At 39.3% G+C, this 11,997-nt stretch carries 9 protein-coding genes; 5 read left to right on the plus strand and 4 right to left on the minus strand.

Annotated features, from left to right (window positions below; genetic code table 11):
- Positions 1–184: 184 nt before the first annotated feature.
- The 4 genes from LS74_RS08635 to LS74_RS08650 are packed head-to-tail and all read right to left on the minus strand — an operon-like array spanning position 185 to position 3,611.
- Positions 185–1,072, minus strand: a complete 888-nt coding sequence (locus LS74_RS08635) for a hypothetical protein (protein ID WP_034589715.1) — start codon at positions 1,070–1,072, stop codon at positions 185–187.
- A complete protein-coding gene (locus tag LS74_RS08640) occupies positions 1,065–2,312 on the minus strand; it encodes a replication-associated recombination protein A (protein ID WP_138129033.1) in 1,248 nt (415 codons plus the stop codon). Before LS74_RS08640 ends, LS74_RS08635 begins: the two co-directional genes overlap by 8 nt.
- 9 nt (positions 2,313–2,321) lie before the next feature.
- A complete protein-coding gene (locus LS74_RS08645) occupies positions 2,322–2,684 on the minus strand; it encodes a heat shock protein transcriptional repressor HspR (RefSeq protein WP_034589225.1) in 363 nt (120 codons plus the stop codon).
- Positions 2,685–2,714: 30 nt separating this feature from the next.
- Entirely contained in the window at positions 2,715–3,611 is an 897-nt protein-coding gene (locus tag LS74_RS08650; protein ID WP_034589223.1) for a DnaJ family protein, read from the minus strand.
- A gap of 172 nt (positions 3,612–3,783) precedes the next feature.
- Here LS74_RS08650 and LS74_RS08655 point away from each other — a divergent pair, with 172 nt between their 5' ends.
- The 5 genes from LS74_RS08655 (at position 3,784) to secD (ending at position 11,995) form a co-directional block, all read left to right on the plus strand.
- Positions 3,784–6,753, plus strand: a complete 2,970-nt coding sequence (locus tag LS74_RS08655; protein ID WP_138129035.1) for a RecB-like helicase — start codon at positions 3,784–3,786, stop codon at positions 6,751–6,753.
- 236 nt (positions 6,754–6,989) lie between these two features.
- On the plus strand, positions 6,990–8,501 hold the full coding sequence (nhaA, locus tag LS74_RS08660) for a Na+/H+ antiporter NhaA (protein ID WP_034587236.1): 1,512 nt from the start codon (positions 6,990–6,992) through the stop codon (positions 8,499–8,501).
- A gap of 28 nt (positions 8,502–8,529) precedes the next feature.
- On the plus strand, positions 8,530–9,861 hold the full coding sequence (gene nhaA / locus LS74_RS08665) for a sodium/proton antiporter NhaA (protein WP_034587238.1): 1,332 nt from the start codon (positions 8,530–8,532) through the stop codon (positions 9,859–9,861).
- A gap of 64 nt (positions 9,862–9,925) precedes the next feature.
- Positions 9,926–10,219: a preprotein translocase subunit YajC gene (gene yajC, locus LS74_RS08670; RefSeq protein ID WP_034587239.1), complete on the plus strand. Its 294-nt coding sequence runs from the start codon at positions 9,926–9,928 to the stop codon at positions 10,217–10,219.
- Positions 10,220–11,995, plus strand: coding sequence for a protein translocase subunit SecD (secD, locus tag LS74_RS08675; RefSeq protein WP_034587241.1), 1,776 nt, complete (start codon positions 10,220–10,222; stop codon positions 11,993–11,995). It begins immediately after the preceding gene.
- The last annotated feature ends 2 nt before the right edge of the window (positions 11,996–11,997 follow it).

The raw sequence follows: 11,997 nt of genomic DNA on the forward strand, positions 1-11,997 counted from the left end.
TTTTTTATAAAAGGCTAGGGCAGTTTTTTCATATAAACTTCCTTTTGCAGAATCTTGCAGGATTTTGTTAAATCAATGCATAGGACTTGGGATTCTGCAGCTTGTTAAACCCCTATTTACCTACTTTGTGAGATTCTATTTTTAAAATTTGTATTGTTTTAAGATTCTGTTATTGGCTTGGGCTTTACATCGGGGTGAGTTCCTGTTTTTTTGTCGCATCAAGGAAAATATGTTCAAATGAGAATGAGAATCCAAGCAGGAGATTATCGCCTTTTGTTGGGATATTGCGTCCCTGCAGGGCATAGTATTTCACAAATGGAGCAATAGCTAGTCTTTTGTAAAATTTTGTATCCAAACGCACTTCTATTTCTAGCTGATAGAGTGGATTGTATTCCTGTGGGGCGGAGCTGTAAAGATAGTGGCGAAAGTTTGTAAAGTAGTAAAACTTTGAATCTTTATTAAATTTATATTCAAGCTTGATACCGCCCTCCCAGCCGTAGTTTTCAGATTCTGTTTTCAGTGAAAAGTCCTTTTCCCCAAAGGCGTTAAAATGTAAATCTTTGATATACACCCCATCAAAAAGTTTTACTCCCGCATTAAGTCGTGTGATTTGTCGCCTATTTTCAAAGCCGGTTTGGTAATTTGCCTTGAGAAATGGACCGATTTCAAAGCCCCCTGCAAATGTTGGGACATACCAGATTCTGTGTGTGTAATCGGTGGTAATTAAGATTCTATCTAATGTGGTGTTGCTAATTCTTTCATCATCTCGCACAAGAATGGTGCGTCCATACTCGGCAAGAGTGGAGTTAAATACGACATAACGCGGTGCATAAAAGTCAAGCCCTAAATCAAAGTAGCCTTGAGCGATAAGCTGTGAATCGCCCTTAATACGGCTATCTGAAAACTTTACATACTCATCTTGCCCTTGGATTGTAGTAGAACTTAGATTTGTTGAGAGACGCTTTAGCTCAATATGCCAGCCGCGTTTATCGGGATTGACATCAATACCCGCTCCCAAGGTATAGGATATGGCACAAAGCATAAGCAAGGCACAAAAATAGAATCTAGTCATTTTCTGTTCCTTTATCTTTGCTTGTGTTTGTGATTTTCTCTTTATTTTTAATTTTCTCTAGCCACTCATTGAGCGTTTTTTCAAAGCCTTTGGTGGTGGATTCTACAAAATGTAAATCTTGTGCAAGGTAGCTTTGCTCCACCCAGCCGCCAAAATTATGCGGATAGAGATACGAGCTAGAATCTGGCAGAATTTGACTTGGCACTTCTAGCACACAGCCTTGCTTAATGCTGTCAAGGGCGGCGTTTATGGCGTTATAGGCGGTGTTGCTTTTGGGTGAAGAGGCTAGGTAAATCACGCATTGAGATAAGATAATGCGAGATTCAGGATAACCGATTTTACTTACAGCCATCATTGTGCTAGTGGCGAGATTTAGGGCGTTTGGGTTGGCATTGCCTATATCTTCACTAGCTAGTATTACAAGTCGCCTAGCGATAAACTCCGGATTCTCATCTCCCGCAATAAGCCGTGCTAAATAATATACACTTGCATTGACATCACTGCCGCGAATAGACTTGATTAAGGCACTTATAAGCGTGTAGTGGCTTTCACTCTCACTTGCCCCGTCGTGTAGGGCATAGGGACGCAGGGCTTTTAAGCTTTGCAGTGAAATATTATGCTCTCCCGTGCTGATTATGGCATCAAGCAGGTTTAGCATAGCTCTTGCATCGCCTACACTTGAATGGATAAGATACTCTCTAGCTTGGGATTCAAGCTCTATGTAGATATGTTTGGAATCCTTTAAAAATGCGAGAGCTTTCTCTAAAATAGAATCTAAATGGGCGTTGGAATGGGGCTTTAGCTCAAAAAGGAAGCTACGAGAGCGGATAGCATTTGTAAGAGAATGAAAAGGATTATAAGTGCTAGCCCCTAGGATAATGGCACTATAAGATTCCATAATAGGCAGTAAGACTTCCTGCTGGGTGCGAGTAAGGCGATGGACTTCATCAATAAAAATAATGGGCTGGAATAGGGTGTTCTCATAGCTTTTGACAAATTGCCGCAGCTCCTCTATCTTGAAGCTTGTAGCGTTGTAACTCATAAAAGGCTTGTTAAGCTCTTTGGCAATGAGTGCAGCAAGAGTGGTCTTGCCACTGCCGGGGGGTCCATAAAAAAAGCAATGTGATAGAGCGTTGTGTTTTAGCATTTTAAAAAGAGGCGTATCAGGTGCGATGATATGCTCTTGGGCGATAAAATCTTGTAAGGATTCTGGGCGGAGTAGGGCGGCGAGATTTAGCAAATGAAAACTTTACTTTTTTTGAAACAAAATAATTTCATAGGAGCTTTGGTGCGATTGTAGGACATTTGTTTTACCTTGATGTTTAGCAAGGTCTTCGCGTAAATCTCCTGCCATTTTATCAAGCTCATCAAGCCGCTCTTTTAACCGCAGGATAATATCCACACCTGCTAGATTCACTCCCATATCGCGTGTGAGTTTGAGTATAGTTTTAATCTTATCAATATCGCGTTGTGAGTAAAGACGCATTTTGCCATCGGTGCGTCCGGGTTGGATTAGCCCTTCTTTTTCATATTGACGCAAGGTTTGGGGGTGGATTTCTAGAATCTTTGCTACCACGCTAATAAGATAAACAGGCTCATCATAGCTATACATTTTCTCGCTCCTTATTTGATTTTGCTTGGATTATGGAAGCTGGGCTTTTAGCACAACTTGAGCCTCTTTGCTTAGCTCATCTATGCGGGGTAAGATAACATTAACTTTCACATATAAATCCCCAAAAATCCCACTTTTGCGGTTTTTAATCCCTTTGCCTTTAATGCGGAATTTTTGGTTGTTTTTTGTATTTTGCGGGATTGTGAGTGTAACTTCCCCATAAAGCGTTGAAAGCGAGACTTTGCCGCCAAAAAGGGCGGTTTTTAGTGAAATGTCAATGATTTTATGTAGATCATCTTCTTCTCTTATGAATTCAGCTGAATCTAGCACCTTGACTTTAAGGAGCAAATCCCCAGAGCGTCCATTTTGTGAATTACCCTTGCCTCTTAGGCGGATTGTTTCATTATCTTTTAGCCCGACTGGAATCTTAATATCAAAGCTCCCGCTTCGCCCACTATAATGATAGCTTCCACCAAGGGCGGCATTTTCAAATGGGATTTGGATATTTTCTTGCACATCAAGATTTGGGGCATTGAAGTTTGAAAAGCCAAAATCCCCACTACCACCACTAAATCCGCTAAATCCTCCACCGAAGAATCCACTTCCATTACCCGCACCAAAGCCGCCTTGCCCAAAGATTGAAGCAAGAATGTCATCAAGGTTTGCCCCACTGCCTTGTGAGCGTGAAAAGTCGTGGAAATTCTGCCCACCAAACATTGTATCGCCAAAGCGATCATATTGTGCTTTTTTATTTTCATCGCTTAAAACTTCATACGCAGCGTTAATTTCTTTAAACTTCTCCTCCGCTCCAGAATCTTTATTAATGTCAGGGTGATATTTTCTCGCTAACTTGCGATAGGCTTTTTTAATCTCATCTTGTGAAGCATTTTCGCTTATCTCAAGCGTATCATAAAGACTTTTTGACATATATAACTCCTTAAAATTTATAGTGATTTTTATATAATTTAAGTGTTATTGTATCATAAAAGTTTAGCAAAGTGTAATCAAGGTTAAAATTTGCAAAAAGTTTGCGAGTTGGGTTATAATTTAAACTCTCTTCATAACAATGCAGAAAAAGAATCTTTATAAGGAATAGACTATGCAAGAGCAGTTTTTAGCACTTAAAGCATCAGCGGGAAGTGGCAAGACTTTTAGCCTTTCGTTGCGTTTTATATATTTGCTTTTTCAAGGGGCGAATCCACATCAGATTCTCACACTCACTTTTACAAAAAAAGCTTCAAATGAGATGTATCGTAGAATCTATGAGCATCTTAAAAGCCTTTTGCAAAGCTTTGAGACAGGCACTTTTGAAAGCAATGATATTTATAAGGCTTTGTTGCAAAAGGGGCTAAGTCATAATCAAATAAGTGAAAATATTGCTGCTTTGTATCATATTTTTATGCAAAGTAGCCCACGCATTGCGACTATTGATTCATTTTTTCATTCTGTTTTGAAAAAATTTTGCTGGTATGTGGGCGTGTCTTCAAGGTTTGAGATAGGTGAGATAGATAAGGGCGAGATGTATGAGATGTTTTTAAGCTCACTTTCAGCTAAAGAGATAAAGGAATTTGTTGGGTTTTGCTTCACCCAAGGGCTAAAATTGCAGGATTTTTTAGCTATGCTTTATAACTTTTCCTTTTTGCCGCATAATATTTTGCTAGATTCTTGTTATGATGAGATTGATACCAAGGGCTTAAGCTTGGAGCAAATCGCTCAAGAGATTACTATAAATATGGCTAAGGTGTGCGATGAGCTTAAAAGGCAGGAAGCCACGCCAAGTGCGATAAAACTTTTTTCTAAGACATTTGATTATTTCACAAATAGTAAATCTTCAGTAAAAATGCTAACAGATTGGGATAACCATTCTTATTTAAAAAAGTATGATTTATCATCTATGGAATCTGTGCGTGAAAGGATTTATGGGCTTTTTGTGATGTATTATCATCAAAAGCAAAGGCAGATTCTATTGCGGATTTTACATTATCTTACGCGGTTTAAAAACGCACAGCAACAAGTGCTAAAAAGTAAAAATGTGCTAGATTTTGAATCTGTAAGTATGAAAAATTATGAGTTACTCACACAAAACATAGACAGGGAGTTTTTTTATTTTCGTTTAGATGAAAAAATTACGCATATTTTGCTTGATGAATTTCAAGACACAAGCTGTATGCAGTATCAAATTTTGCGACCTATAATTGATGAAATACAATCTGGGAATGGACGCATAGGCGATAGAAGTGTATTTATTGTGGGCGATGAGAAGCAAAGTATTTATATGTTTCGCGGGAGTTTTTCAGGCGTTTTTGAAGAAGCTACAAAGGCTTTGACACAAGAGAATCTTGAATATAACTACCGCTCAAGCAAACGCGTGATTGACTTTAATAATGCTACTTTTTCGCGTTGTTTTGAAAATTATATTAATCAAGCATATCCGCATACTTTGAAGCAAGAGAGTAAGGAGCAAGAGATCGGCTTTGTGCGAGTTTTTGCCCCGGTGGGTGAGGGAGAAAAGGAAGTTCAAAAGGTAGATAATGTCCTTGTATCACAAGTGGTTGATGAGCTAGGGGCATTGCTAGAGCAGGGGGCAGATGAAGATGATATTGCGATTTTGGTTTTCAAAAATAATGATATTTTAACACTTAAAGAATCTATTCAAGCTCAAATGCCCCACTTAAATATCGTAACTGAAACAAACTCTAGGCTTTTTGAAAAAAAGGAAGTAAAAATTTTGCTTTATGCGTTGAAGTGTATTGTGGTAGATTCTAAACTTCACAAGCAGGAGCAATGGGAGAATGATGAGAAAAAAGCTAGTCTGTATAAGGAGCTAAAACTCTATGAAAAAAGTATTATAAAACTCCTTGGAGAATCCTATTTTGGCGATTGTGTGGGAGAATCTAGCCTCTCTCACCCTGTGTTGCATAAGCTCAAATCGCTTCATTTAGGCATTGACACGCCTCCATCGCAGGTTATACTCGCACTGATTGAAGAGCTAGATTTAGCCCAAAGTGTGAGCTGGCGATTTTTGGAGCTTAGTTGTGAATATAGGAGTATTGAAGAGTTTTTACAAGAGATACCTTCACTGCTTTGCAATGCTCCAACACAAAGCAATCAGGGTGTAAAAATAATGACTATTCACAAATCAAAGGGTTTAGAGTTTAAATATGTGATTTTATGCGATAGGCTAGGCAGAGAAAATAATAGTAGTGATAGGTTTATTACAGAGTATCGCGGGGCTAGTATGAGGCAGCTTTATTATAAAATGCCACATCGTGAAGTGTTTGACATTGCGTATAATGGGGCGTTGCAATCATATAATGTATATGCTAATCAAGAAAAGCATAATGTGTTGTATGTGGCTTTCACAAGGGCGAAATGTGGGCTAAGTGTGATGCAAAAATCTAAAGGGAAGTTTGAGATTCTAGGACTTGAAAATTCTAGGCAGTTTGATGACATTCCTAAGCTTGTTTCTAGGCCAAAAAGCCACAATATGCAAAATATGCAAAGCCTTCTTTATACAATGCCAAAGCTTGGGGAGCAAGATGACTTTGTGCGTGTGGAGCAGAGTGAGAGTAAGGGCATTTTTGATTCGCAGAGTTGGCGTAATATTATTTTTGGAAATGCTTTGCATAGCGTGTTTGAGATGCATTTGGGCTATGAAATGAGTGTGAAAGATATGCAGAGTATTTTATTTAATCGCTATGGTTTTGCGCTCACGCTTGAAAATATACAAGATTGTATGCAAAAAGCTATATCGTGTATGCAAAGTGTGGAATTTAAGAATCTGCTTGGAAGCAAGATGGCTAGGTGTGAGGTGAGCTACAAGGCGGAAAATCGTCTCTATCGTATGGATACGCTTTTATATGATGAGAAAGAGTGGATTGTGCTAGATTATAAGAGTGCAACAAGTGATGAAGATTCTCATAAACAGCAGGTGCGTGAATATATGGAGTTTCTAAGGCGGTATGGCAAAGATAAAGAATCTAAAGAGCATAAGCAAATACGAGGCTTTATTGTCTATCCCTTGAAAAAGCAAGGTGAGCAGTTATGCGAGGTATCTTTGATAGGGTAGAGACATAGGCTAGATTCTATATTACAGCTAGAATCTTTGTCTTGCAAGGCTTCAAATAGATTTTATGATTAAGTAAAAAATAAGTAAGTAGCATAAATCTTAAGAAGTGGCTTATATCCCCTTGACTAGCCTATTGCAATTAAGTATAATGCGGATTTTAAACCCCCTTATAAGTTTTCCACACTAAAACTTGGAATCTAAATCATATTTACCATATTGTCTTTGGAGGAGATTCTATGCAAGAGGCAAAATTAAAGCCTAACAAACATTCATATGTTAAAGATAAACTGCAGGAGAATCTCAACGCCTTTATCAAGCACGAATCTTTTGGTGGAATCTTGCTTGCATTTTGCGTGGTTGTGGCAATGCTTGTGGCAAATTCGCCTTATGCGGATATATATTTTGAGTTTTTTCATACGGAGTTTGGGGCTTTTTTTGGGGATTCTGATGTCAAGATCAATGTGCAGGAGTTTATTAACGATGTGCTGATGTCATTTTTCTTCTTGCTTGTGGGCTTGGAGATGAAGCGTGAAATGCTTTATGGAGAGCTTGCGGGATTTAAAAAGGTGAGCTTTTCATTTTTGGCAGCTTTTGGGGGGATTATATGTCCTGTAATGATTTATTTGTATTTTAATCTTGGCACAGCCTATGAGAGTGGCTTTGGTGTGGCGATGAGCACGGATACGGCTTTTGCTTTGGGGCTTGTTATGCTTCTTGGTCATAGGGTGCCAAAGATTCTCAAAGTGTTTCTTGTAACTTTGGCTGTGGCAGATGATTTGGGTGCTATTTCTGTGATTGCGATTTTTTATTCGGATACAATTCATTTAGAGTGGATTTATGCTTCTTTAGCACTTGTAGTTGTGCTAGTTTATCTTAATTATCGCGATACAAAGCATCTGTCTTTATACTTTTTGGTTGGAATCTTGCTGTGGATTTGTGTGCATCATAGTGGGATTCACGTAACGATTGCTGCGGTTATTTTGGCTATGGCGATTCCGGGGCGAACGCGTGTGAATAAGCGGTATTTTGTCAATATGCTCAAAGAGTTTGATAAGATGAAAAGCGCTACAAATGAGTGGAGTGATGTGATTTATACAAATGAGGCAGAAAAGCTTGGATTTTGGAAAGGGAGTTTTAAAAATATCAAAAACTTTATGTTTGGCACACAAGATGTGGAAAAAAAGATTGATATGGTAAAAACTTCGCAGCTCGTGCATATGCTTGATACCATAGGGACATATTCCAGCTATGCAAAAAATCCACTTTTGCGATTAGAACACGCCTTGCAGCCATTATGTGCGTATTTTTTTGTGCCACTTTTTGCTTTTGCAAATGCGGGAGTGTCGCTTGAAAGTGGTGTGGAGATTAGCCTTAATAGTGTGATGATTGGCACGATTTTGGGCTTAGTGGTAGGGAAGCCAATAGGTGTTGTGCTATTTTGCTTTTTAGGGGAGAGACTAAATCTTGCCGTGCGTCCAAAAGATTTAAAATACGGACATATTGTGGCTGTTGGTATGATGTCGGGTATTGGCTTTACGATGTCAATGTTTGTGGCAAATCTCGCTTACAAAGATGATATGATGAGTATTGATATGTCTAAAATTTCCATTCTTGTGGCATCATCTATTGCAGCGGTACTTGGGCTAATTGCTGTGTATCTTAGCACGATAGAAAAACAGAATCTAGCAGAAGCGACAAGTAAAGACGATGAGATTCAAAGGCTCAAAGATACGCAGAGTGTGATTTAAGTTTATGATTTAATGGTAAGGAGCAGCAATGACAAAACAGGTAAGACAAAATAAAGTTTCAGAAGCATTGAGTAATTTTATCCGTGCTGAATCTTTTAGTGGTATTTTTTTGTTTTTTTGTGCTGTGAGTGCGATGATTGTAGCAAACTCGCCTTTAGCTGATGTGTATAAACACTTTTGGGAGCAGCCCTTTGGCTTTAGCTTTGCTGGGCGTTTTTATGGCTTTAGTATTCACGATTGGATTAATGATGTATTGATGTCTGTATTTTTTCTTATGGTGGGTTTGGAGATAAAGCGTGAGTTATTATTTGGGGATTTATCGGGGTTTGCTAAGGCGGCTTTTCCTGTGATTGGGGCAATTGGTGGTATGGTTGTGCCGGGCGTGATTTATTATGTGATGAATGCTGGTACACCTTCATATCACGGCTTTGGGATTCCAATGGCGACAGATATTGCCTTTGCTTTGGGCGTGATTTTGCTTCTTGGGAAGCGTGTGCCTTTGGCATTGAAAGTATTTCTTGTAACTTTAGCTGTGGCAGATGATTTGGGAGCGATTGCTGTGATTGCAATTTTTTATCCATCACCTGAAGGACTGCATTTTAGCTATCTTTTTGCAGCATTTGGCATTGTGGCATTTTTGGTGGTTTTAAATCGCTTTGGAGTAAGGCGACTTGATGTGTATTTGGGCGTTGGAATTATTTTGTGGTTTTGTGTGCATCACGGCGGGATTCACGCGACAATCGCTGCTGTGGCATTGGCATTTTGTATCCCTGTGAAGCCTAAGATTCAAAGCAAGGACTTTATTGAAGTAGTGCGTCAGCTTATGCAGGTGTTTGTAGATAAAGAAAAGGAAAGAAAAAATATTTTGCTTGATACGGAGCAGATGAGTGCTATTAATGAGCTCTCACACGATTTTACAAAAGTGCAAAATCCGCTTTTGCGATTAGAACACGCCCTGCAGCCATTATGTGCGTATATCATTATGCCGCTTTTTGCGTTTGCAAATGCTGGAGTAAATATACAAGCCGAAGTGAATTTTAATATTGATCATATTATGCTTGGCATTATCCTTGGGCTTGTTGTTGGTAAGCCTTTGGGTATTTTGGGCTTGACTTTTGTATGTGAAAAGCTCAAAATCGCTTCGCGTCCAGAAGGCGTAACTTGGAGTCATATTTTTGGAGCAGGAATGCTTGCGGGGATTGGCTTTACAATGTCAATGTTTGTAAGTAACCTCGCCTTTGATGATCCAAGCTCGGCAGATGTAGCAAAGGTGGCAATTTTACTTGCTTCAAGTATTGCTGGGGTTGTTGGGTCTATGTTTTTGCTTGTTTATCATCAAATTAGCAAGGCTAAGTCTTAGCTATTCCAAAATTTAACTATTTTTGGATAGAATCCGCACTTTAATTTACTCTTAAAGGATCACTATGGAACAAGGTGGAATGCAAGAAACACTGATCTCATTACTCCCTATTGTCTTTTTTATTGCGATTTTTTATCTTTTGCTCATTCGTCCGGCAAATGTCAAACGCAAAAAACATCAAGAGATGATTAATGCATTGCAAAAGGGTGATAAGATTATCACTACTGGTGGGCTTATTTGCGAGGTTGTCAAAGCAGAAAAGACATTTTTTAGTGTGCGTTTAAATGACGATACGATTGTAAGGCTTTCAAGAGAGTTTATCGCATATAAACTTGATGAGAGTGAAGCTCAAGAATAAATGGCAAAGTCGTCATTGCAGCCTCAAAACACTAAAGGCTTTAATTATCGTTTATGGTCGCTTATTGTGGCAGCACTGCTTGGTATCGCCTTGTGTTTGCCTTCTTTTACGGATATTCAAGGGCGTAAGATTTCCTTAGGGCTTGATTTGCAAGGGGGGCTTAATCTCCTACTTGGCGTAAAAACTGATGAAGCGATTAAGGCAAGATTCTCTTCTCTTGCCTCGCAGATTGTCTTTGATACTAAAAAAGAAAATATTTTGATTGATAATCTTAAGGTGCTTGAAGGGAACATAAGCTTTGAGATTGTAGATACTGATGAGAAGCCAAAGATGGATAAAGTTCTTTCTTCTATTAGCGGTTTGCAGGTGAGTGAGAATAAGGGCTTTTATACTATTAGCTTTACCCAAGAATACCAAGAGGAAATCAAAGATAGTGCGTTAAAACAAGCTATTGGCACGATTCGTAGTCGTTTAGATGAGTTTGGATTAGCTGAGCCAAGTGTTACGCAGCAGGGTAAAGATAATATTTTGGTGCAACTGCCGGGCATTAAGAGTGTGGAAGAGGAGCAAAGGGCGAGAGATTTAATCGCTAAACCTGCACATTTGCAGATGATGGCGGTTGATGAGGAGAGAAACGCTCGGGTAAGTATAATGAGTGAGCTTGAAGCACAAAAATATAATGATATTATTTTGCCTTTTGCAAATTCCGCCTTGCAAACACTAGAAAATCAGCTGACTTCACTTCAAGCCCAGCTTGAGTTGTTAAACAACCCAGATTCTAAAAATTCACAAAAAAAAGAGAAACTTGTTGGCGAGATAGAGCGTCTCAATGCTGAAATAGAATCTCAAAAAGCAAGGGGCGATCAAGTTATCTTGCTTAAAGCTGTGCCTATCCTTGATGGCTCAATGCTGACAGATGCAAGGGCGGCATTTGATCAAAATAATCAACCCATTGTAAGCTTTAGCCTAGATTCAAAAGGGGCTAGAATCTTTGGGGATTTTTCGGGAGCTAATGTTGGTAAAAGAATGGCGATTGTGCTTGATGGTAAGGTGTATTCCGCACCTGTGATACGAGAGCGTATCGGCGGTGGGAGCGGACAAATTAGCGGGGGTTTTAGTGTAGAAGAAGCCACAGATTTGGCCATTGCGTTAAAAAGTGGCGCGTTACCTGCACCTATGGAAGTGCTTGAAAAACGCAGTGTGGGTCCAAGCTTGGGAGAAGATTCTATTAAAGCATCGCTGATTGCTTTGCTTAGTGGTTTTGTGCTTGTGGTGCTATTTATGATGGCATATTATTCTTTGGCTGGTGTCATTGCTGTTGTGGCGTTGTTTGTCAATATTGTGTTGATCATTGCGGTTATGGCTTGTTTTGGAGCGTCTTTGACATTGCCCGGAATGGCTGGAATCGTGCTTACCGTGGGAATGGCTGTTGATGCAAATATTATTATTAATGAGAGAATTAGAGAGGCATTGCGTGGAGGCTTTGGCATTGCTAAATCCATAGAAATGGGCTATGCAAACGCTTCAAGGGCGATTTTTGATTCAAATCTTACCACACTTATTGCAGCGATTTTGCTCTATGCTTTTGGCAGTGGTGCGATTAAGGGTTTTGCTATCACAATGGGGATTGGAATTACTGCGTCTATTTTGACTGCGATTGTCGGCACTCACGGCATTTATCAGGCGATGATGGGGCGGATTATAAAAAGTGGTAATGTCAATTTGTGGTTTGGGATTAAGCTACCAAGTGATCATACGCAAAACATAAAAGGATAGCA

Origin of the sequence: Helicobacter magdeburgensis, from assembly GCF_000765825.2 — a bacterium.
Lineage (GTDB): Bacteria > Campylobacterota > Campylobacteria > Campylobacterales > Helicobacteraceae > Helicobacter_C > Helicobacter_C magdeburgensis.

What these genes read in the sequence shown, in the direction of transcription:
- LS74_RS08635 (WP_034589715.1), bottom strand. Translation starts at nt 1,072, where the DNA reads ATGACTAGATTCTATTTTTGTGCCTTGCTTATGCTTTGTGCCATATCC.
- LS74_RS08645 (WP_034589225.1), bottom strand. Translation starts at nt 2,684, where the DNA reads ATGTATAGCTATGATGAGCCTGTTTATCTTATTAGCGTGGTAGCAAAG.
- LS74_RS08650 (WP_034589223.1), bottom strand. Translation starts at nt 3,611, where the DNA reads ATGTCAAAAAGTCTTTATGATACGCTTGAGATAAGCGAAAATGCTTCA.
- LS74_RS08655 (WP_138129035.1), top strand. Translation starts at nt 3,784, where the DNA reads ATGCAAGAGCAGTTTTTAGCACTTAAAGCATCAGCGGGAAGTGGCAAG.
- nhaA (WP_034587236.1), top strand. Translation starts at nt 6,990, where the DNA reads ATGCAAGAGGCAAAATTAAAGCCTAACAAACATTCATATGTTAAAGAT.
- nhaA (WP_034587238.1), top strand. Translation starts at nt 8,530, where the DNA reads ATGACAAAACAGGTAAGACAAAATAAAGTTTCAGAAGCATTGAGTAAT.
- yajC (WP_034587239.1), top strand. Translation starts at nt 9,926, where the DNA reads ATGGAACAAGGTGGAATGCAAGAAACACTGATCTCATTACTCCCTATT.
- secD (WP_034587241.1), top strand. Translation starts at nt 10,220, where the DNA reads ATGGCAAAGTCGTCATTGCAGCCTCAAAACACTAAAGGCTTTAATTAT.